Origin of the sequence: Novosphingobium sp. PY1 (assembly GCF_017312445.1) — a bacterium.
GTDB lineage: Bacteria > Pseudomonadota > Alphaproteobacteria > Sphingomonadales > Sphingomonadaceae > Novosphingobium.
Map to the genome: position 1 here is coordinate 1 of NZ_BLTI01000007.1, position 20,995 is coordinate 20,995.

Here is a 20,995-nt window from a genome sequence, read left to right on the forward strand (position 1 = left end):
CGAAGGCGTCGATCATCTACCCGGCAACCGGCAACTTGCGCGCCGTCCAGATCCTGCTCGGTCATAGCAAGATCGAAAATACGGTGCGGTATCTTGGGATCGACGTGGAAGACGCGCTTGCCCTCGCCGAGAATACCGAAATTTGAACCGTTGGCTCCCCGCACCACTGGCGGGGAGCCAACTTTGGTGGGCCTTTGGGACGAGGCCGCCATTCGCGGTCTCACTGCTGAATGGCTGATTATGCCAATAGTCGACATCCGTGTCTCTTCCGAAACGGGACTCACCGATATTCGACGTTTGGAGCTACCCCGGCCGCCATTGCAGGTTCCCGCACCGGCATTCGACCTTGGCTCCTGTCGAATCATAAACGCCGACCGGGGTCCCACAATCATCACACATGAAAGCTTCGAGGACGGCCTCGCATCCGTCGATCAGCTCCTCCGCTTCGGTCGTGCTGCCGCTGAAAGTATGGGTCCCTCGGTTTCCCCAGATTGCCAGCTCAGGCTTCGTCTTCTGGATCGCAGCGAGAGCGTCAGCGTTAGGAACGTAAGCGTCCCCAGCTTTCTTGCGGAAGGATTTGGTGGCCGCGCGCTCCAGAGCCACGAGGAACTGACCAGCGGTGCGGTGGTCGTTGTCATCGCCCCGCATATGCGGGACGGCTAGACCGATCCTCTCCGCCACCTCACTAAGCGCCACATCCATCAACCGGCGGACGTTTCCCAACGCTTCTTCAGGCTCCGTCTTCGCCCGCGCCTTCGCCGCCCTAATGTCCAGGCCGTGGTCTGCGAAGGTGATCCCGGAGATCGGCGTGGTGAACGGTCGAAGCCGCTGGAACCCCCAGTGTGTTCCAGGCAAGGTACGCTGCAGCTCGAAATACCATTCTCGGTCATGGGTCAGCAGGACGACCTGCCGGTCCGCAAATTCCTGCCGCAGCAAAGCCCCAACCCTTGAGCGATGTTCGCGGTCGAAACTGATGACCACATCGTCGAGGATAATGGGACAGTCCTTATCCGCAGCCTTGTGCGCCATTGCCAGAAAGATGCAGAGCCCGAGAGCGTTGCGCTGACCTTCCGAGAGGGTAAGGCGCGGGCTATCTTGAGCTTTCCCGTGAAACCGGAGAGCGACTTCCACGGCTTTGTCATTATCCTTAGGTACCACGAGCCGCACGTCCGTGATCACGTCATTGGGCTGGAGGACTTTCCAATACCGCTGCAAGTCACCGGAAATGCTTTCAAAGGTCGTGCGCGCCCGCTCCGCAGTTTCCTCCCTGACCCCAGCCTCTAGCTCCTTGACGAGTCTGATCAGGGCGTCGGCTCGGTTCAATCCCGCCCGCAGTGCGCCAGCCTTCAGGGACGCTTGGAGAACCCTACCCTCCCCCTGATGATCCACCAGAGTCTGAACCTGTGGGGGAGAGGCTTTGGCGTCCTCGGCCGCCCGCGCGACAACTGGCAGAACCTTCGCCTGAAGCTCCGTAATATCTTCCGGACCGCACGTGTTTCTCAGGTCGGCAGGTACGAGCGCCGCGAGGTAAGCGGCATGCTCAGCAAGGCAGGCTGATAGGCCAGTCCGCCAACCGGCTAAGTCCTCCTTTCCGAAAATGGTCCGCAGGCGGGCGACTTCCTCGCATACTTCCCCGACGGCCGCCCGATGCTCGTCATACATTTTCTGAGCTGCTGACAGCCGGTCTCGCTCATTGGCCACATGCTCCCGGAACTCGTCAGCGTCGACTTCCCTGCCGCAAGCCGGGCAAGCGATGCGGCCTTGGAGGTCGCCTCCCGCTGACGCGAAACCATCTGCGGCGCTCAAAACTTCGAGGCGTTCCTTAATGAGAGGCTCGGCCACTTCTGCAATCCTTGACGCAGCCTCCGAGACTTTCGCTAAGCTAGTTTCTAGGTCGCTCCCACCAATCTCGCCAACCGCTGCTGCCCGCCGTTGGTCGGCGCTGAGGGAGGCGATCTGGTCGTCGATGGCAACCAGCACATCGGCCACGGTTTTCGTTCGAGACTCCACAGCCTGCTTCGGCGCGTAGATGAGGCGAAGCTGCTCCAAGCGAGCAAGGAGCTGATCATTCGTTTGCTCACCAAACACCTCTTTGCGGCGGTCGGCCGCGAGGTCCAGCTTGGCACGGAGGGCAGGCAAATCGCCTTGTCGTTCGATGGCTTTCACCAGCTTGTGTAGGTTCTCGGCCGCCGTCTCCAGATGGGACAGCCCAAGAAGTGGCAAAACGGCACCGTACTTGTCGCCCTTGGTGGCCCGGATGAACCCTGACAGTTTCTCCTGTCGGAGTGCCGTGCGGCGGTAGTCCCAATGCTCAATCCCCGTCGCGCCTTGCTGGGCCCGCGTCGGAGCGCCAGCCTGCCATGTCAGCGTCTGAGACGACCCGTCGGTCAGGGTGATCTTCACCACTGTTTGCTGCCCAGCCGGGCGTACCGTGTTCAGCAGCCCCTTCTCTTGGTTTCGGCCGGCATACTCGTGGCTGAGATGGCCGACTTTCCCGCCGCCGAGCATGACCTCAATGCCGTCCACGAAAGAACTCTTGCCCGCGCCGTTAGTCCCGTAGATCGCCGCAGAGCGCCCACCGAGTTCGAGCGTTGCACTCTCTGCTGCTCCCCGAAACCATTGGAGGCTGATGGAGCGCAGCCTCATCTGCAGCCCCGGTTTGCAGAGATAAGCAAGGTGGCTATCTCATCCAACTCAGCAGGCTTCCTTGCTTCTTGCAGAGGCCCTGCAAGAAGCTTGCGGAATTCGGCAGCAACCGCGCTTGGAAATACATGGTCGCTTGTAGTCGCCGCCTTTATGGCCGCCGCAAGCCGCATATCTACCCAATCGCCAGGTTCACTCAAAGTCGCCTCCCACAGCTTATGCTAGAGATCAAACTAGCAATGCATAGATGGGGTCAAGGCGAAAAGTCAGGTCCTAAGCAGCGCCAACAGCATTATAAGGCGGCGTTCCGAACTGTCGCATTGAGTCAGCTTTCCCGTCCGGGGATCCGCGTCATCGGCGCGCTCTTCACGTTCGGAAGCGGACCTTCCCAAGGTCAGCGAAGAGTCACAAGCCGCCGTCCATATCGTTGGTTCCAAATGACGTGGATTGGTCGGCTGCCGCCAGAAGCGAACTGCTAATAGTGGGACCTTGCGCCCGGTCCGCTCTAGAGCGCCGAAGGGCGGGTCCGGAACGGCGCCTTCCGGATTAAAAGTTTGAAATGCTGCCGTTCGCTCGCGGCCGGTCGGGCCGACGGGAGCCGCCTGAAGACCGGACGTTCGCCTGCTCGAAATTGCTCGTTGATAGCGGCCGGTCATTCATGCTGTTAGACCAGCTCCCCGAGGTGATCGAGGAGCTGGTAAAAGCTCAGATTTCGGTCCGCTCAAACAAGGTGAGTGCGTCGTCGATGTCGACGCCGAGATATCGGACCGTGTTCTCGATGTTAGTATGCCCCAGCGGCCACGATGTGCCGCCAGGCAGGTCACCGCGTTGAGGATGAATAGGCCGCCATCATTCGCAGTGGAAATGCACACAAGAGATATAGACACCGTCCACGCGTCGCCGCCGGGTTGGCAATTGGTGAACAGTTGGGCGAAGGGGATCTAAAGGTAAAATCTCCGGATAGATTGGAACCATTCTGGAATTTCGCGCCATAGTGACTACTTGTTATTGTGAGCAGCGGCCTCCAACGCCGTCGCCAAGCGGAGCTCAGGCCGTGCTCATTACAATTTTCGCCCCCAGCAACGTGCATCTGCTTGAAATCGCCGGCATACGCGACGCGCTTTTCGAGGCTAACTGCAAGATGGCCTCTGGCGATAGCTATCGCGTTAGACTGGTGACCGAGCGAGGCATTGCCGAGGAGAGCGCCTCTGGCGTGAAATATGTGCCCGATGCGGGTATCTCGGATGTGAGCCAACCCTCCGACACCTTGATCGTCGTCGGACCGTATGGCCTTCCCGCTCGTCCAAGCAAGGACGTCACGCAGTGGCTGCGGGAGCAGGCCCTGCATTCGCGGCGATATGGCTCCACCTGTACGGGCGCCTTCCTGCTGGCTGATGCCGGGTTGTTGTCGGGACGATGCGCTACAACTCACTGGCAATATGCCGATCACCTTGCGGCAGACTATCCAGACATTCGGGTCGATTCCGACCGCATTTTTGTTCGCGACGGGCCAGTTTTCAGCTCCGCCGGGGTGACAGCCGCAATTGATCTCGCGTTCTCACTGATCGAGGAGGATCATGGGCGCGCGCTGGCGCTTTGGGTGGCGCGGCGGCTGGTCGTCTTTCTGAAGCGGCCCGGCGGGCAGTCGCAGTTCAGCGAGGCCTTAACGTCGCAAGTCGCGGGCGCTGGCCCGATCGACCGGGTAAGAATGCACATCCTTGAGAGTCCGCGCGCGAACCTGCGTCTTGAGGCGCTGGCCGACGTCGCCAACGTCAGTCCGCGCCACTTGGCCAGGCTGTTCCGCGCAGAGTTAGGCATAAACCCGGCCACTTATGTCGAATTGACCCGGATCGATATTGCTCGGCGCCTGCTCGAGGATAGCACCCATCCGATCAAGGCGATTGCCTATGCCGCTGGCTTTGGATCAACAACGACGCTCAGACGAGCATTTCTGCGCAGGATCGGAGTCGCGCCGTTGCAATATCGGCTCCGTTTCCAAACCGCAGGCTCTGGAAAGGCGACTGAAGACGAAAGTGCCGCCGATTTGTCCTGAAATGACGCTCCAGCGAAGTTGTAGCGCTTGTGCCGGGGTCGCATCATTGCGCCCGGAGGCCGTGACATGCAACTTGATCCGCTACGCCTAGAGCAGCAAAAAAATCCGGAATGCGCGGGTGCTTCGTCAGAATTCGGGACGTGTCCGCGCAATGTCGCGTGAAACAGAAGACGCCGAAGGCCCGGCCTCGGTACGCTCCTCGTTCACGCCGATTAGGTGGCCCCCGTTGAAGAAGCGGCCAATCGAGCCAGTGGTCCCTCAAATTGCATCGTTGCTGGCGTTCACCCATTCCAGCGATGGTATGCTTATTGCCGACATGCGCCTGCGAGGACAGCCGATCATGCAGGTAAACCCGGCCTTCGAGATGATCACCGGTTATCCGGCCGCAGAGGCGATCGGCAAGAATTGCCGCTATCTCCAGGGGAGCGACCGGCTCCAACCCGAGATCGCCGAAATCCGCGCCGCACTGGCGGAAGGGCATTCCTGTTCGGTGACACTGCGCAATTACCGGCGGGACGGCACGATGTTTCTCAATGCGCTGCGTCTGGAGCCACTTCGGGATGATGACGGGCATCTCACGCATTTCGTTGGCCTGATCCGCGATGTCACGCATGCAGCGGGTATCGATAGACTGACCGGCCTGCTCGACCGCTACGGTCTGCTCGACAGGCTCGCGGCAATCGAAGGGTCAGCGAACTCCGTCCTGCTGCTCGTCAAGCTCGATATTCTGCGGTTTCATGATGTTAATAGCGGTTTTGGCCATGATGTTGGCGATGCCCTCCTTCAATCAGTAGCCGCACGTCTCGCGACGCAACCGGCGGTTGCCATATCCCGTACGGGGACCAACAGCTTTGCGCTCGCGTTCGAACTCGACGACACCAGTCGCGCTTCAAGCGTCGTCACCGGCGTCTTGGCGCAGTTGAGGCCGCGCTTTATCCTTCCTGGTGCTTCCCTCGCGGTGCAGTTCGCCGCTGGCTTCACGATCGGGTTCGGTAACACCGACCCGCTTAAGCTAGTGCGGCAGGCCGGCGCGGCGTTACAACGATCCAAGGCCATGCCTGCCCACCCACCGCTTCCGTTTGCGGCGGCGGACGAGCGGGACGCGCACAACCGCATCCGGTTGGCGAACGAACTGCAAACTGCTGTCACTAACGAGGAACTGCTGTTCCACTACCAGCCGCAAGTCGACCTCGGCTCTGGCGACTTGGTCGGCGCCGAAGCCCTGCTGCGATGGAATCACGGCGCATTCGGCCTTCAGCCGCCTGCCCGTTTCATCAGCGTCGCTGAGGACACCGGCACCATAATGGAGATAGGCGCGTGGGGCCTGCGCACGCTCGCGATGTACGCCGTGCGGGTCAACCGTGGGCGTCGCACGCCGTTTCGTTTCGCCTACAACGTGTCAGTGATAGAATTTACGCGGCGGGACATGGCCGCCTTTGTCGAACGGATGCTTGAGGAGACTGGCTGCCGAGGCGAATGGCTAACGCTGGAACTGACCGAGAATCTGTTGATCCCTGAGCCGGCCGCTATCCGCCGAACCTTTGAGCAATTGCGGCGCCTGGGCGTGGGCATTGCAATTGACGACTTTGGCACTGGTTATTCCAACCTGCGCTATCTGGAGCGTTTTCCGCTTAGCGAGATCAAGATCGATCGCAGCTTTGTTCATGACGTGGCGCACAGCGCGGCCAAGCGAGTCATTGTCGAAAGCATTATCAAGCTGGGCGCGGCGCTGGACATCCGCGTCGTCGCCGAAGGAATCGAGACAGAGGCCGAGCGAGCGATCATGCGGGCGCTAGGCTGCTCGGTCGGGCAGGGCTACCTGATTGCCGCCCCTGTGGATGAGCTTCAATTCGAAAGGCTTCTCAAGGAGGGGCTGATCATACGTGAAGGGTGGGACGCACGACGGTTTCTGACCATGCTCGATGGGGATGGCAGAACCGAACCCGCATAAGCCAACGATCGCCTTAAGGTGGCGAGCCACTGCTTCGCGACCGGCAGAAGTGGGCGCGGCACCTGTTCGGCCGCCGTTTGGCCCTACTGTGACCGGTTTCGGCGAGAGCCGACATTCTTGTGGATTCACCGGAACGGCTTGTGCGTTGGTCGGCTCCTGCCGGCGCGCGCGCCCCCTGCCTCCTGCCTGAAGTCGCCAACATTCCTGCCGTTCAGAGGCTCGGGAGGCATCGTCGAAAGCGGTCGGATGTTCATGTGCCCGCATCGGCTCCCCGACAGGATCGAGGAGCCGATAGCGGCCAAGCTCCAGGGATCGCGAACGGTGAAACGCAGCTATCCTATAGGATTGCTGATTAAAAAAGGGATTTTGTGCGGGTCCCCATTCGCATTGTAAGGATCCGGCTGCCGCGCCTGTCCGAACTCCAAATATTATTCCTGAATTCGTGCAGTGATATTTCGTCCATGTGCTAAAGAGCCTTCATCACCTGATTTCGAACAAGCTCCACGTGACAGAGGGATAAGTTTTTACCCTCGCTTGATGCAGGAGCGCGCGCCATGTGCCTCAATCAATTACTTCAGGACGAACAAATCGCGCTGATGCGATATTCCGCCGCGACCGATCCGACGGAGATCGATAGATACGGACGCACGATCGAAACCATCGGCCTGTGCCTGGGATCTTTCCCTTATCGCCACCGTCCCTATTTCCCCCGGAATGCGACGGGGCGGCTGATTGCATTTTCCCACCTGCGGCCTTCTGCCGACCTATCGATCCGGAACAACCAAGCTGGAGCCGTCTGAAATGGCCAAATCACAAAAACGCAGCAATCGCGAGCTTCGCAAGCCCAAGGTGGCAAAGCCGAAGTCGCCCACGGCACTCGCGGTCCAGGAAACGTCCGCGGTAAAGATGATCGTCAAGCCGAAAGGCAAGCACTGAGATGGCTTGCACACACCCGCGCTCCGGATCGCCTTTATCGGCAATGCCCTTCCGCGCCGCTGCGGCATAGCCACCTTCACGAGCGACCTGGAACTTGCGGTCGGGGCGCTCGACGAGATCGCCGAAACGACAATTGTCGCGATGTGCGAGCCGGGTGCTGACCACGCCTTTCCTTCAATCGTCGGAAAGACGATCCGGCAGGAGGAATCTGGCGACTATCGGGCAGGCGCAGACTTCATCAACCGCGAAGGGTTCGATCTCGTTTGCCTGCAGCATGAGTACGGCATCTTTGGCGGTGACGCGGGCGCGCTCGTCCTCGACCTGATCGCCAGGCTCGACGCTCCGCTCGTCACCACATTGCACACGGTGCTCGACCGGCCGAGCGCGGCGCAGCGCCGGGTCATGGATGCCATAATCGCAGCATCCGCTCGCGTGATCGTCATGGCCCGCAAGGCCCGTAAGATACTGATCGAAACCTACGGCGCCGACCCGGACCGGATCGATATCATCGGGCACGGCATTCCCGATGTTCCGCTCGTTTCGTCACGGGACGCGAAAGAACGCTTGGGTTTTGCCGGGCGCAGGGTCATCCTGACCTTTGGGCTGATCAGCCCGAACAAGGGAATCGAAACGATAGTCGAGGCGATGCCGGAAATCGTCAAGCGATCCCCCGACGTCGTTTATGTGGTGATGGGCGCGACTCATCCGATATTGCACGCCGAAGAGGGGGAGCGATATCGCGACAGCCTGGTGGACCGCGTTCACGAGCTTGGCCTCGACGACCATGTCGTCTTCATCAACCGCTTCGTCGATCGCCCCGCACTGCTCGAGCACATCGCCATGTGCGATGTCTATGCCACGCCCTATCTGGTGGAATCGCAAATGACCTCGGGCACTCTGGCCTATTCGCACGGCGTGGGCCGCCCGGTCGTCTCCACGCCCTATTGGCATGCCGCCGAACTGCTGGCCGACGGATCGGGCGTGCTGGTCCCGTTCGACAATCCTGCCGGCTTCGGACCGGCGATAGCGGCCCTCCTGGGTGACGAGACGCAGCGTCTGGCGATGGGGCGCAAAGCCTATGCCGCCAGCCGTCCAATGACATGGGCCAATACGGCGCACCGCTATGCCGCCAGCTTTCGCGCGGCCTGCCGAGAGGGCAGGCTTGCGACATGCCCCGGGCCGGGCACGCCCGCCGGTCCCGCCCCGAAAATATCGTGTGCGCTGCTCGATCCAACGCTCCCGGCGATGGCCCTCGAACATTTTACCGCCATGTGCGACGACACTGGTATGTTCCAGCATGCTGTCCATGCCATACCCGACCGCGACCATGGATATTGCATTGATGACAATGCGCGAGCGCTGCTGCTGTGCTGCAGCCTTGCCGGGGGACCCGATGCGCCGCTTGCCGGCCGCCTGTCGTCGACATTCGCGGCCTTTATCCAGCATGGCTGGAATCCCGACAACCGGCGCTTTCGCAACTTCATGGGGTTCAACCGGCAATGGCTGGAGCCCGCGGGATCGGAGGACAGCCACGGACGCACGCTTTGGGCGCTCGGCACCTATAGCGCACATGCCTGTGCGCCGGGACGCGCGCGCTGGGCGAAGGGGCTCTTCTGCGAAGCGCTGGAAGGCGTGGCAGCCTTCACATCCCCGCGCGCATGGGCGTTCACCCTGCTCGGTCTCGTTTCCTATTGTGCCGCATACCCCGAAGATCACGCGGCTGCGCGGACGCGGGTTCAGCTCGCCGGCCGCCTGGAAGGACTGCTGCGGGCGAACGAAACCCCGGAATGGACATGGTTCGAGGATGGCCTGAGCTATGACAATGCGCGGTTGCCCCAATCCCTGATCGTCACGGGGGGCGCTACGGGCGCGCCGCATCTCGTCGATGCCGGGCTCCGCAGCCTGCACTGGCTCATTGCGATGCAGACCGCGCCGCAGGGGCATTTCCGGCCTGTCGGATCGCACGGTTTCCTGCAGCCACCCCGCAGTACGCCGCAGCCTTTCGATCAACAGCCCCTGGAAGCGTGTGCAACGATTGCGGCCTGTATCGCGGCGCGGGGCGTCGATCCCGATTTCCCGTGGCGAGCGGAGTCGGAGCGTGCCTTCGCCTGGTTTCTCGGCGCGAACGACCTGGCCGTCGAGCTTGTCGATGTCGCAACCGGGAGTTGCCGCGATGGGCTTCATCCCGACCGGGCCAACGAAAACCGGGGAGCGGAATCGACGCTGTCCTATCTGCTTGGGCTGGCCGATATGAAGCGGCTGGATGACGCGGGGTGCCCGACCGCAGCACCACGGGCCATGCGCGCGACCACACCGCTGCCGATAGGCACCGTCGATGCGTGAGGCTGGCACACCGCATTCGCCTTTCTTCAATCGGCAGGCGCTCCATCTGCGGCCCGATCCATCGCGCGTCGTCGTTCGCCCGTTCCGGCCTGCGGTCGAACCCAGAGATCTGAACCCCGTCGACAAGACGCGGGCCAATCACATCGTCGATCGCGTCCTCGCCCTTGGGGAGGACGAAACGCTGGAACTGCTTGCCGCAACGCTGCGGAACTTCGACGACCGGCACCGAAATCTGCCTGCGATCTTCGAACGGCGCGCGGCGGAAATGGAGGACGCCCTTGCCAGCCACGCGGCCTTTTCGAAAGCGCAGCGCCAACTCGTCGGCGCCTATTTCCTCCATGAATACAGTTTCGAGGCGGCCGCCCTTTTCAACCCCAGCATCGTGCTGCATCCGGACCAGTCGGGATTGGCCGAGGATTGCGGCCGCTTCATTCTGAGCCTGCGCGCGGTCGGCGAAGGCCACATCTCGTCCCTGACCTTCCGGTCTGGAGTACTGGCCGCCGACGGAACGGTCTTCATCGACCCGCCCGAACGGCTTGCCGGCACGCCGGAGGTGACGGCCCGTCTCGGCGATCATCTGGAACTCACCTTCGATCCCGACAGCGATATTGCCGAGCGGGTGATCTTCCCCGTCACCGATATGCAGGCGAACGGGATCGAGGACGCCCGCTTCGTGGCTTTCAGGGATGAGGGACGAACCACCTATTATGCGACCTATACCGCCTACAGCGGTCGCGGCATTCGTTCCGAACTGCTTGAAACCAGCGATTTCCTTTCGTTTCGGATGGCACCACTCAAAGGCGTTGCGGCGCGCAACAAGGGCATGGCGCTGTTTCCCCGCAAGATCGGCGGACGCTACGCGATGATCGCGCGCCACGACAATGAAAGCCTTCACCTCATCACCTCCGACACTCTTTACGATTGGGGGCTGGGCGAGGTGATCATGAAGCCCAAATATCCGTGGGAGTTTGTCCAGATCGGCAATTGCGGCTCACCCATAGAGCTTGACGAGGGCTGGCTTCTCTTCACCCACGGCGTCGGACCCGTGCGCCACTATTCGATCGGTGCCGTCCTCCTCGACAAGCAGGACCCGTCGCGTGTGATCGCTCGCTCGCGCGAACCGCTCGTCCAGCCGGAAATTGCCGAGCGACAGGGGTATGTTCCCAATGTTGTCTATTCGTGCGGCGGCATGAAAGTCGGGGAGCGCATCCTCCTGCCCTATGCCATTTCCGACGCTTTCTCGACCTTCGCCACGATCAAGACGGCCAGGCTTCTCGAACTTCTCAAAGACTGAAAGGCAGATCTTGCGGTCTACGTGAAGGGGCACTTTCCGCCACCGATCTCTCATTCCGCCGTTTTGGGATTCGAATGTGTGCGATGGCCGCAGTTTGGCCGCGTCCGTGCGAAACAAGTCATTGCACTCGGCGCACGCGGGAGCAGACGAAAGCGCGATGTGCCGCTTAGCCATTGGCGTGCTGTGTCGCTATGGGAAGACATGATCCAGATTCTAATCGATGCCGACGCCTGTCCGGTAAAGGACGAGACCTACCGGGTTGCTGCCCGCTACAAGGTACCGGTCGTTGTCATAAGCAACAGCCCGATCCGCGTGCCGCGCGATCCGCTCATTTCGCGCAAGGTAGTGAGCGACGCCTTCGACGCAGCGGATGACTGGATCGTCGAGCATGCCACCACAGGCACTGTCGTAATCACGGCGGACATCGTGCTGGCGGACCGCTGCCTGAAACTCGGGGCGGCGGTCAGCGCTCCGACCGGCAAGCTATTCACCAGTTCATCGATAGGCAGCGCCATCGCGACAAGGGCGATCATGGCCGACCTGCGCGTCGGTGGCGATATCGTGGGTGGACCGCCCCCATTCAGCAATGCCGACCGCTCACGCTACCTGTCGAGTCTCGACGAAACGTTGGTGAAACTGCGACGGCAGGCTTGATGCCGGTCGCCGCGCCGCGGCCGGGATTCCGTTCAATAGGAAAGCGGCGTGGGGCGCGAATGCATGAAAGCGAAACGTTTCACTCGGCCCTCGATCAGGTGCTTGGCGAGCACGCGCCGCATGATCGCGGCGCCGTCGCCGGTTACAGTGACCACATGGGTGCCGCCGGCGGGCAGCGGCTCGATCGCGCTGATGGCGACGTCCGCCCCCTCACAGTGCGCGATGACTTCGGCTTCGGTGAGAGCCACATTCATCGCCCGGCTCATGGCGAGAGCCTCCCGCGAGCGGCCGCCAGCGGGGGTGTGCGGGCACCAAGGTGCTGCTGCAGCGCGCCGAGTCGCGAAGCGAAGCAGTCTGCCTGTGCGGCATATCGGCGATGCTCGCTGGAGGTTTCGGTTCGATCCGCGCGGATCAGCGCGATCTGGTGGCGGGAAAATAGTTCGTTGAGGTCCACAGCACCCCTCCCGTCATGTAAGCGGGAGCGCGCATGGCCTCTCTGCCGCGCGCGCCTACGAAATACGAATGCGCGCAGTATTCAATAGCATGGGGATTTCTGCCGGAATTACAAGCATCGAAGAGTGCCAGGATCAGGACAGCGCCTACCCCTGCCCGCCCTCATGTGTATGGTGAGGACCACACCCGCCTGAAGAGCGGACATTCCGAGCCCAATTTGAGCTCCCTATTACCTGCCCCACATTCATCGGGCCGATGCATCGACGTGATGGACTGGCTCTGGGACATTCCCGACGTTCCGGCGAGGCACTCCGAACGGCAGCGGCCGTCAAGACCCGACGTTCAAAGGCGGTAGCTTCTTGCCGCTCTTAACGAGAAAGGCTGACCTACTACACGGTGGTCCAAGAGGACGTGACATTCAGTGCCACGATCCGACTGGCGCCCGATTTCATCCGGCAGCAGGTGAAGACGGCGCAGTCCATTTCCCAGGGAGAGAACATCACCAAATCGCGTCTCCGTTAGTGGCCGACGCCTGATCGAGATCGGCGCGACAGGAATGATCTGGCGCTCTTTCAGGTGTCCTGCTTAACAAGCACCCATGGCAGAGACACCCAAGCGCAAGCGCCGGACCAAGGCGCAGATCGAGTCTGACCGAGAGGCCAAGGCGTTGGTCGAAGACGCCCGGGCCGCAATCATCGACCTGAGTGAACGTGCCAGCGCCTTGCGGTCGAAGGAGCGAACCTTCCACGGGCTCGACCGGGAATTCGCCTACGCGCAAGCGCGGATGACACGCGCATTCGAGGAAAGCGGCGACGTCGATCATCCTCGCGACGTGGGAGCCATTCGCGAGAATCTCTTGCGAGGTTTCCTGGAAGACAACGGATTTCTTCCGAAACGCTACGGTCTCTCCCGATCGAGTTTCCGAGCCGCTTCCACGACGGGGCATTCGAGCCAGGAGATCGACATCGCGCTGATCGACCCTCTCGACAGCTTCAGCCTCATGCGGCGGGACAGCGTGTTCGAAGTGCTCCCGATCGAATCGGTCTATGGGGTGATCCAGGTCAAATCCCGGCTCAACGCGAAGGTGTTGGTTAGCGCCTTGGACAACATCAAATCATTCAAAACCCTCAATCCGGTGAGACCGCGCGTGATCGTGAGCACAGGGCAGAAGCTGTCCCGACGCGGGTTCGGGATGATTTTCGCCTACGCGACCGACATCGAGCAGCCGGAGATCCGGCGAATCCTTTCCGATTTTACGAACGACAACCCTTACAGCGTCTGGCCCAACTCGGTCACGGTTCTCAATGTCGGAACCTTTGGCATCGGCACCGACCGGGAGGGGCTTCTGCACAATCACGAGTTGGAAAGCGTTGCAGAACCAGCCATCCATATGGCGCCGGATCAGGGCAATGGCCTCTACACGTTCTACAGCATGCTGATGGAATTGCTCCGTGCGACGGAGGTTTCACCGCCACTCGTTGAGAGATATTTCAACCTTCCGCTTATAGCAGGGCCCCAATCTTACGCATTCCACATGGGCGCATTCGCCGAGCTGCGGGAGTGCTCGATCCATGGCGATTACACACGAAAGATAGCCGACGATAAGTTGAGCATGGTCGGCGACTGGTGCCGCACCGCTGAATCGATCAACTGGATTCGGGCCACAGATCTCGCAGCAGGCAGACCCGGCGATAATGAAGAGGCCTATGCCCGCCAGCCGGGTGACGTGAGGATATTCAACCCCGATGACTTGCCGCTCTCCGACATTCTCCAGCGCCCCGCATTACTTAATGGCAGGGCGGTGGGGGCGCTTGCCTATGACGCCATCGATACCGCCGGCATGACGATCTTCATTCCGTTTCACTATTCCGACACGCTGGACATTATCTCTGGATGCCCCGGCTGCGCGAAGGCGGCAAAGAAGGCAGATAGGCGATGATCAGGCGTCAAATTTAGTGGCGCATTGCTGGACCGGCGTAAAGAATTGGTTGGCGTCGATCCGGCGGACACGGATCCGCTGATCAAACTAGGCCATGATCCTGGGACATCTGTCTCCAGAGTTGCCCTCCGGCGACGAACAGCCTGTGGCGTTTCCACTCGGCGCTTGAGGGCCTTTCGGCTTCCGCACGATCTGCACCCGACGATCTTGGGTGACGCTCTACCCTCAGATCCTTCGGCAGGCGCGTGCCGAATTGCGGTATGATCGCGCGACGTTCCCTGTAGCAGTACGCTGACATTCTCGTATTATGCCAAGAGGGCCAAGAATTTCTGGAAACTTTCATAATTTGGAAGTATCAGGAATTTCATGTCATCCTTGGCACAACAGATCACCGCGGCGGGCCTCGCCGATCATGTCCTGAGCGAACGCCAGCTTGCGCGCTTGCTGGGCGGCGGAGATGCGCGTCGCTATGGCCTCGTCAACCGTGCGCTCAAGGACGGCTCGCTGCTACGGGTCAAGCGCGGGGTCTATCTTCTAGGACAACGCTATCGCAGCGAGACGATCCATCCCTTCACGATTTCCCAGAACCTCGTACCGGGCAGCTATATTTCGTTAGAAAGCGCGCTGGCCTGGCACGGCTGGATTCCGGAGGGTGTCTTCACCACTGCCAGCGTTACCCCCGGGCGCAAGACGCTGCATTATGAGACCACTGGCTTCGGCATATTCGATTTCCATCCCTTGGCGATCGCCGATTATCGTTTCCTGACCGCTGTCGATCGAGTGGAGATGGGTAAGCACGCGGCATTCATCGCGCAGCCGCTGCGCGCACTGATGGATCTCGCCGCCCTGCGCAAGGAAACCTGGAGCGGCCTCGACTGGCTCATCCATGGCCTGCGGATCGACGAGGAACACCTGGTCTCGCTCGGACGCAAGGACTTCGCCAAACTCAGGTGCGTCTACAAGCACAAGGCGGTGAAAGCCTTCCTCACGGCCCTTGAAGGTGCCCTGGCGATGAGCCGGAAGGTTTCCAACCATGATTGACATCATTCGGGACAAGCTGCGCCGTTACGAGGCAAGCAATGCACTCGAGGAGGAGAATGCCGTCAAGGAAATCCTCCAGGAGATTGCGCTCTATGCGCTTTGGCGCGGCGACTTCTTCGACGTCGCGCTGTTCCAGGGCGGCACCTCGCTGCGTATCCTTCATGGTTTGCCGCGCTTTTCCGAAGATCTCGATTTCCTGCTGCGTAAACCCGATCCGAATTTCGACTGGTCGCCCTATCTCAAGGTGCTGGTCGAGGTGTTCGAACAGTTCGGGCTGAAACTCGACGCACTTCCAAAGGCGAAGATGGAGAGCGCGATCCGCCAGGCACTGCTCAAGAATGATTCGCTTGCCAGCCAGCTCGACCTGTCTTTCGCCGGGCCGGGCAAGCCGCGAACGATCCGCATCAAACTAGAAATCGACGTCAACCCGCCCGCCGGTTCAGGCGAGGACACGACCTATCTCGACTTCCCGACCGACCATGAAGTTCATCATCAGGATCTGCCATCCAATTTCGCGCTCAAGATCCATGCGCTGTTGTGCCGTGGCTTCCTCAAAGGCAGGGATTGGTATGATTTCTCCTGGTATGTCGCCAAGGGGACCCCGCCCAATCTGCAGCTGCTCCGCACCGCGCTGATCCAGGCCGGCCCGTGGGCGGGCGACGAGAGCGTCGCCGTCGACATGAGCTGGCTGAAACAGGTGCTGGGCGACACGATTGCGATGATCGACTGGAAAGCGGCGGCAGAGGATGTGCGCCGGTTCCTGCGCCCCACCGAAGCCAAATCGCTCGAGCTGTGGAGCGAGCGTTTCTTTCTCGCAAAGTGCGAACGGTTAGTGCCTCCTTCCGGGGAGAAGGGCGATGCATAATTGCCCGCCTCCCAAGGAAGCGCTCGAAACCTGGCTTGAGGCCTATGGATCAGTGCGTGGCGGCAATTACGGCCACCTCTTGCTCGAACAGAAACAGGAGATCGATGACGATCTCATCGCAGCGCTGCGTCCCTATTTCGAATCAGCGCATCTCGACGCGCGCGAATATTTCCACCGCAAGATCGGTATCAGTCTTCATCCCGATGGGGCGGCGGCGCCTGCCATCGCCTATCCCAACTGCTTGCCGTCCAAGGCGCTCAGGGGGCTGTTCGGGGAAGTGATGGCCGGCCTTGTGACAGAAGCATATCACGACGAATTCATCGGCAAACATGCTTGGCGCGTGCCGATCTTCCTGTTCCGCGAACATGATGATGTCGAGAAATATCTCTGGGCACTACGCTTCGATCCGGAGCGCGTGCGGGAAATCTATGGTCGCCACGGCACCGATTTTGTCGGCATCGCGTTGAATGGCGGCGGCGAAGTTGTTCGGGTCATTGCCGGCGAAGCCAAGTGGCGCAAGACATTGACCGAATCGGCAGTTGCGGCCCTGCTGCACGGCAAGAAGGTGCGCAATCCCGACACGGACGAACTAGAGCATAATGGCAAGGGCATCTGGTTCGAGATGAATCGCGACACTGCTATTCCGCACGGCCTGCGGCAATTGCAGTTCCTGCTCGAACAGCGTGATCGTGAAGGCCATGCGGCCACGATCCTGTCGATCGACCGCGCTGTGCTGCAACTCGGGCCACGGCCGGAGCGCACCGACCTTGTCGTGATCTGCGGCAACGGCGCTGCCAAACGTCAGCAGGCCGAAACCTTGGTCGGCTGGGAGGAAGTGCCCGCCGACTATAACGCTGGACGGGACCTCCAGGTCGTCGAGGTGATATTGGAAGATGGCGACAGCTTGATCGATGAGCTTTACGCCCTTCTCTGGAGTGACGACTGATGGCGGCGCTCGACGAGGAAAGGCTCGCTCTCGCCGAACAGATCCGACAGGCGCTTGCCATCGAGAATGCGCTCACGCGGCCCCAAGCCCGCGCTTATGTCCGCTGTCTGCAAACCACTTGGCAGGTGCCAGCGATTGGCTGGAGCGAACGCGAATCCGTGAGCCAGTTAGAGGATGCGCGCCGCTTGCTCCATGCTGCGCATATATTCAGCACGATTGAAGGCAGCGAGTCTTCCAAAGCGATCGATTGCTACCGCCGGACCGGCGAGATTCTCGAATGGCTCGCGCGGGCCGACGATGATGTGCGGGGCATCGTACCGATCGAGCTTCTCGCTGCTGCGGCATACCAACTGGGCGGCTTGCCCGCAATGGCGTCGGGGTTGCTCGATCAGATCGAGAGCGAGCATGAAGGTGTCCGTCTCTACGCTGCCTTCCTGCGCGCCGATTTCGACAGGGTCGTTGAGCGCGGCGGTGCCTTCTGGCAAGCCAATCCTGGGCTGACAGGCGCGGACGCCGCGAACGTCCTCTTCGCCGCCATGCACGATGAAGACGATGCGCCCGGTTTCCTTTGGACCGTTACCATCGAGCTTGTGCGCTCCCTCGGCCTGATTGCAGACAGCCTACGGCGGGGCGATGATGAACGTTTGGCGCCCGCGATGGCCAAGCTCCGAGCGATGGATGACCTCGCCAACCGGTTGTTCAGCCATGACGCGGCGCTGGTGATCGGCCTGATGCGGCAGGTAGCCGACCGATATGTCGCTGCGTCTATTTTTACGCCGCTACGACAGCTTGCCGCTTTGCGTCCGGAGCGCACCGGTCGTCTGCTACGCTATGCCCGCGACCAGTTCAGCCGCAACCGAGGCATCCTCTGGACGTCTCAGTTGCACGGGGTCGACCGGCTTTTACGGGAGTCGAGTTTCGCGCTCTGCACCCCGACCGGGTCAGGCAAGACGCTTGTCGCCAATCTGGCCCTGATCAAGGAATTGCTGCTCAAGGCGCCCGGCGATGGGCTTGGTTCCTTGGCGCTCTATATCGTCCCATCAAGGGCACTGGCCGGCGAGGTGGAAGCCAAGCTCAGTTCCGAACTGCGCGGCGACGTCATCGTTACCGGCCTCTATGGCGGCGCGGACTGGGGCATCACCGATGCTTGGCTGACCAGTGCCGAACCGGTGGTCCTGATCGCTACCGTCGAGAAAGCCGATGCCCTGCTGCGCTATCTGGGCAAACTGTTGATCGCGCGGCTTTCGCTGCTGATCATCGATGAAGCCCATCAGGTCGTGCCCGAAGCCAGTGAGGCAACGGCGGTCAGCTTCTCCGACCACAGCAATCGGTCGCTCCGCCTCGAAAATCTCATCTCGCGCATTCTTGCCCAGCGTCCCGAGGTAACCCGCATCGCGCTGACGGCGGTTGCGGGCGGCGCATCCGGCCCGGTAGCGCGATGGATCGAGGGTCACGCCGATGCCAAGGCCGTCGGTGTCCGATACCGGAGCACGCGTCAGGTGATCGGCGTACTCGAGACCGCACCGGGATCGTCGGGGCAGATCCTGCTCGATCTGATGAATGGCAAGCCGCTCTATCTGCGCGGACAGGAAAATCCCGTCTATCTTCCGCTGCGATTTGCCCCCATGCCGCTCCTGCCGTCGCAGTGGCGCAATAGCCTGAACCATTTCAATAGTCTGAGCGTCCTTTGGACGGCTTTGCATCTGGCCCAAGAAGACCAACGCATCCTGATTTCGGTAGCGCAGGAACCGGAGCAGACAATGCGCTGGCTCAGCGAGGCCTTGGCGCTCGGCGCCTGGGAAGCGATCGTCGCGTTCGAGAGGCCCGAAGGCATCTTGGGCGACCGCTTCGACGAGGCCCGCGCCGCCTGCCTGGATTATTGCGGAGCCGATTCCTTCGAACTGTTCCTGCTCGACCGCGGTATCGCCACCAGCCATGGCCAGATGCCGCAGCGGCTGCGCCGCCTGATGGTCGGGATGATTGATAGGAAAATCTGTCCGATCACCGTTGCGACAGCAACGTTGACCGAGGGCGTAAACCTCCCCTTCGACCTCATTTTCCTGACGTCGCTCAAGCGGCGCTCCTGGGATCCGGTCAAGGAAGAGCCGATCATCGCGCCGTTCTCCACCTCGGAGTTTCGTAACCTTGCGGGTCGAGCTGGCCGACCTGGCGCTGCGCGCGGTATTGAGGGCATGACTCTGGTGGCATTGCCGACGCGGATTTCGACGACAGCGCCTTCGATGGAGCCGAGGGCCTCCCGACCCGTTCAGGAACGACAACTTCGCGAATGGACCGCTGACTATGAGGATTTGACCCGCCGGTTGCTGGCTGAGGAACAGGAAGCCGATGCGGCGGAAAGCCCGCTGGCGCTCCTGCTAACCCGAATCTGGCGCAAGGCCAATGAATTGCTGGGAGTAGCGCCCGACGCTTTCATGGGTTGGCTGGAGCGAACGGCTCCCGGCACCGTCAGCTTCGATGCCGGAACAGGAGCCAGCGATCCGACATCGCGCCTTGCCGATGCAATGGACGAACTCGACAGTGTGCTGCTGACCGCGCTGGCCGAAAATGAACGCGACGATGAGGCTGCAATGACGCCAGCGCGCGCCGAAGAGCAACTGCGCGTGCTATGGGCAAAGACATTCACCGCAGTTGCGACCGCTCAGGAAGCTTGGCTGGAAGCGGCGTTCATCCGTCGCGGCAGTGGGATCATCGGGCATATCTATCCGGACGCTGGCGAGCGGCAGCGGCTCTATCAATATGGCTTCACGCCTTGGGTGGGGCGGCGTTTCGAGGCCGTTGCGGCGCAGATCCTGGCGTTGATCGCTGGCGCTCTCGACTATGGAGCGCTCGACGCCGAAGGGCGGGTCGACCTATTCGAGGCAATCGGGAATCTCCTCGAAGGTGATAAGGGTTTTGGGTTCCGGGTGCGCCCGACGCTTGGGGATCGGGCGCTGCTCGACCGATGGAACGATGTGCTGGTCTGGTGGATGAACGAGCCGGGCGCCAACGGCCCGGACGCGGAAAACCTGCGCGCATGGCAACGCTTCGTGGCTGACAACCTTGAATTCCGACTCGGGGTCGCAATTGGTGCTGTCGTGGCGAAAGCTTGGTCTGATGGCGCGCCTGACGCTACGACAACCCCGACGCTAGCGGACTGGAAACAAACCGCCGGCTTGCCATGGTTCGGCTTCTGGGCGCGGGAATTGCTGCGCTGGGGCACCCATGATCCGTTCGTTGCCTTCTGTCTTGCCCAGGGACTGGCTCGAACCAGAGAGGCAGCAACGGCTCGACGCCCGGAGTTCGATGCTTGGCTTGAGGACGACCTCGAGGAGCCGGATAGCGAGGATCGCATCGACCCGCAGCTGTTCCAGCGCTGGCAGGCAAGTCTGCCCCGGCGGGATGCGTCGGAAACGCCTCCCGAATTGCTTAGCGCCGAACTCACCGGGACGCTGGGGCATCGGCAGCGGTATGCCGTCATACCGATAAAGGATGGCGACAGAATCCGCTGGCTCGATCCCGCCGGCTTTGAACTTGCTGTGTCGGCTGCAAGAAAACCGGACGGTCGAAACCTTTTCAGAAGCGACTTCGAACTGCGGACCACGGGACCACAGGCGGCCGTGGTCCGCTCCTTTCGGCCAGCTTGACCGCGTCCACTTTCAGGAGCAGGCCAACCTGCAAGAGTGACCGGTGATGGGTCGCACTGTCGACCAGCTGCTCCTTGCAGCCTAATCGGCAGATTCCGCCAATACCTGACGTTCGCCGTAACTGATGTGAGCGACCGGCTCTGGTCGGACTGCTTCCTTCGGTAAATGAGCTCATTCGGTGGCCCGGGCCGCCTGAATTCCGGACTTAGAGCGGCTCAAATCGACTCCATGAA

At 61.1% G+C, this 20,995-nt stretch carries 15 protein-coding genes and 2 pseudogenes; 13 read left to right on the forward strand and 4 right to left on the reverse strand.

The window, feature by feature from the left end; translation table 11 throughout:
• Positions 1-146: pseudogene (locus tag J3474_RS22690) on the forward strand (integrase); the annotation flags it as partial.
• Between the two features lie 157 nt (positions 147-303).
• Here the strand turns inward: J3474_RS22690 and J3474_RS09705 are convergent.
• Together J3474_RS09705 and J3474_RS22695 are read right to left on the reverse strand one after the other, a co-directional pair.
• Positions 304-2,646 (reverse strand): AAA family ATPase, encoded by a 2,343-nt coding sequence (locus J3474_RS09705; RefSeq protein WP_207093999.1) that lies wholly within the window; start codon positions 2,644-2,646, stop codon positions 304-306.
• A gap of 702 nt (positions 2,647-3,348) precedes the next feature.
• Positions 3,349-3,438 (reverse strand): annotated as a pseudogene (locus J3474_RS22695) (integrase); the annotation flags it as partial.
• Between the two features lie 259 nt (positions 3,439-3,697).
• Here J3474_RS22695 and J3474_RS09710 point away from each other — a divergent pair.
• From J3474_RS09710 to J3474_RS09735, 7 genes are all read left to right on the forward strand, one after another.
• Positions 3,698-4,696: a GlxA family transcriptional regulator gene (locus J3474_RS09710; protein ID WP_207094000.1), complete on the forward strand. Its 999-nt coding sequence runs from the start codon at positions 3,698-3,700 to the stop codon at positions 4,694-4,696.
• Between the two features lie 151 nt (positions 4,697-4,847).
• Positions 4,848-6,647 (forward strand): bifunctional diguanylate cyclase/phosphodiesterase, encoded by a 1,800-nt coding sequence (locus J3474_RS09715; protein ID WP_256437835.1) that lies wholly within the window; start codon positions 4,848-4,850, stop codon positions 6,645-6,647.
• Between the two features lie 554 nt (positions 6,648-7,201).
• Positions 7,202-7,447 (forward strand): hypothetical protein, encoded by a 246-nt coding sequence (locus J3474_RS09720; protein WP_007014455.1) that lies wholly within the window; start codon positions 7,202-7,204, stop codon positions 7,445-7,447.
• Position 7,448: 1 nt separating this feature from the next.
• Entirely contained in the window at positions 7,449-7,583 is a 135-nt protein-coding gene (locus J3474_RS22915; RefSeq protein WP_007014456.1) for a hypothetical protein, read from the forward strand.
• Positions 7,584-7,589: 6 nt separating this feature from the next.
• A complete protein-coding gene (locus J3474_RS09725) occupies positions 7,590-9,926 on the forward strand; it encodes a glycosyltransferase family 4 protein (protein ID WP_207094002.1) in 2,337 nt (778 codons plus the stop codon).
• Positions 9,919-11,220: a glycoside hydrolase family 130 protein gene (locus J3474_RS09730; protein ID WP_207094003.1), complete on the forward strand. Its 1,302-nt coding sequence runs from the start codon at positions 9,919-9,921 to the stop codon at positions 11,218-11,220. The genes J3474_RS09725 and J3474_RS09730 overlap by 8 nt, the downstream gene beginning before the upstream one ends.
• A 201-nt stretch (positions 11,221-11,421) precedes the next feature.
• Positions 11,422-11,874 carry a YaiI/YqxD family protein gene (locus J3474_RS09735; RefSeq protein WP_207094004.1) on the forward strand — a complete coding sequence of 151 codons (453 nt, stop codon included), beginning with the start codon at positions 11,422-11,424 and terminating at the stop codon, positions 11,872-11,874.
• 32 nt (positions 11,875-11,906) lie between these two features.
• On the opposite strand, the gene J3474_RS09740 is transcribed toward J3474_RS09735, so the two are convergent.
• Complete coding sequence (locus J3474_RS09740) at positions 11,907-12,140, reverse strand: hypothetical protein (RefSeq protein ID WP_007014461.1); 234 nt, start codon at positions 12,138-12,140, stop codon at positions 11,907-11,909.
• On the reverse strand, positions 12,137-12,328 hold the full coding sequence (locus tag J3474_RS09745; RefSeq protein WP_041558874.1) for a hypothetical protein: 192 nt from the start codon (positions 12,326-12,328) through the stop codon (positions 12,137-12,139). The genes J3474_RS09740 and J3474_RS09745 overlap by 4 nt, the downstream gene beginning before the upstream one ends.
• Before the next feature lie 597 nt (positions 12,329-12,925).
• Between J3474_RS09745 and J3474_RS09750 the strand changes: the two genes are divergently transcribed.
• From J3474_RS09750 to J3474_RS09770, 5 genes are all read left to right on the forward strand, one after another.
• Positions 12,926-14,266 carry a DUF6602 domain-containing protein gene (locus J3474_RS09750; RefSeq protein WP_207094005.1) on the forward strand — a complete coding sequence of 447 codons (1,341 nt, stop codon included), beginning with the start codon at positions 12,926-12,928 and terminating at the stop codon, positions 14,264-14,266.
• 366 nt (positions 14,267-14,632) lie between these two features.
• Positions 14,633-15,307 (forward strand): hypothetical protein, encoded by a 675-nt coding sequence (locus J3474_RS09755; protein WP_207094006.1) that lies wholly within the window; start codon positions 14,633-14,635, stop codon positions 15,305-15,307.
• Complete coding sequence (locus J3474_RS09760; protein WP_207094007.1) at positions 15,300-16,172, forward strand: nucleotidyl transferase AbiEii/AbiGii toxin family protein; 873 nt, start codon at positions 15,300-15,302, stop codon at positions 16,170-16,172. The genes J3474_RS09755 and J3474_RS09760 overlap by 8 nt, the downstream gene beginning before the upstream one ends.
• Positions 16,173-16,224: 52 nt before the next feature.
• The gene (locus J3474_RS09765; protein ID WP_242528321.1) at positions 16,225-17,118 is read left to right on the forward strand and encodes an aminotransferase; all 894 of its coding nucleotides are present in this window, start codon (positions 16,225-16,227) and stop codon (positions 17,116-17,118) included.
• Entirely contained in the window at positions 17,118-20,762 is a 3,645-nt protein-coding gene (locus tag J3474_RS09770) for a DEAD/DEAH box helicase (RefSeq protein ID WP_207094009.1), read from the forward strand. The genes J3474_RS09765 and J3474_RS09770 overlap by 1 nt, the downstream gene beginning before the upstream one ends.
• Positions 20,763-20,995 lie beyond the last annotated feature (233 nt).

Coding starts and splice junctions, on each gene's coding strand:
- J3474_RS09760 (WP_207094007.1), top strand. CDS start 15,300: ATGATTGACATCATTCGGGACAAGCTGCGCCGTTACGAGGCAAGCAAT.
- J3474_RS22915 (WP_007014456.1), top strand. CDS start 7,449: ATGGCCAAATCACAAAAACGCAGCAATCGCGAGCTTCGCAAGCCCAAG.
- J3474_RS09720 (WP_007014455.1), top strand. CDS start 7,202: ATGTGCCTCAATCAATTACTTCAGGACGAACAAATCGCGCTGATGCGA.
- J3474_RS09730 (WP_207094003.1), top strand. CDS start 9,919: ATGCGTGAGGCTGGCACACCGCATTCGCCTTTCTTCAATCGGCAGGCG.
- J3474_RS09750 (WP_207094005.1), top strand. CDS start 12,926: ATGGCAGAGACACCCAAGCGCAAGCGCCGGACCAAGGCGCAGATCGAG.
- J3474_RS09715 (WP_256437835.1), top strand. CDS start 4,848: ATGTCGCGTGAAACAGAAGACGCCGAAGGCCCGGCCTCGGTACGCTCC.
- J3474_RS09740 (WP_007014461.1), bottom strand. CDS start 12,140: ATGAGCCGGGCGATGAATGTGGCTCTCACCGAAGCCGAAGTCATCGCG.
- J3474_RS09755 (WP_207094006.1), top strand. CDS start 14,633: ATGTCATCCTTGGCACAACAGATCACCGCGGCGGGCCTCGCCGATCAT.
- J3474_RS09735 (WP_207094004.1), top strand. CDS start 11,422: ATGATCCAGATTCTAATCGATGCCGACGCCTGTCCGGTAAAGGACGAG.
- J3474_RS09770 (WP_207094009.1), top strand. CDS start 17,118: ATGGCGGCGCTCGACGAGGAAAGGCTCGCTCTCGCCGAACAGATCCGA.
- J3474_RS09705 (WP_207093999.1), bottom strand. CDS start 2,646: ATGAGGCTGCGCTCCATCAGCCTCCAATGGTTTCGGGGAGCAGCAGAG.